Raw genomic sequence first — 345 nt, 5'->3', positions numbered from 1 at the left:
CAATAGCACTTGGCCTTGCAAAACTCACAGGCCTGGATAAAAAAATTGGCAGTTGGATAGGGGGCGATAATGGCGCAAAGGTTGCGTCTAAAGTGGTTGATATGGCACAAACCCTTACCAATGGTGGCACACCTGAGCAAGCATTAAATCTTGTTCAACAATCAAGTGCTTTGCAGCAAGAGTTAAGGCAAACCATTTTAAACCGTGAAAAAGAGCTTGATGATTTAGCGTTTAAAAATACCCAAAGTGCTCGCACCATGCAAATTCAGGCATTAAACCAAGATGATAAGTTTTCGAAACGTTTTATTTATTATTACGCGTGGTTTTGGTCGTTTTCTACTGTGG

1 pseudogene is annotated in these 345 nt (G+C 40.9%); it reads left to right on the top strand.

Annotated elements, in window-relative coordinates:
* Positions 1-2: 2 nt before the first annotated feature.
* Positions 3-345 (top strand): annotated as a pseudogene (locus tag AAEZ18_RS18495) (hypothetical protein); the annotation flags it as partial.

The sequence above is a fragment of the Pseudoalteromonas sp. 19-MNA-CIBAN-0066 genome (assembly GCF_040308705.1).
Classification (GTDB): Bacteria; Pseudomonadota; Gammaproteobacteria; order Enterobacterales; family Alteromonadaceae; genus Pseudoalteromonas; species Pseudoalteromonas nigrifaciens.
The sequence above is the reverse complement of the archived record's forward strand: the minus strand, read 5'-3'. Positions and strand labels throughout refer to the sequence as shown.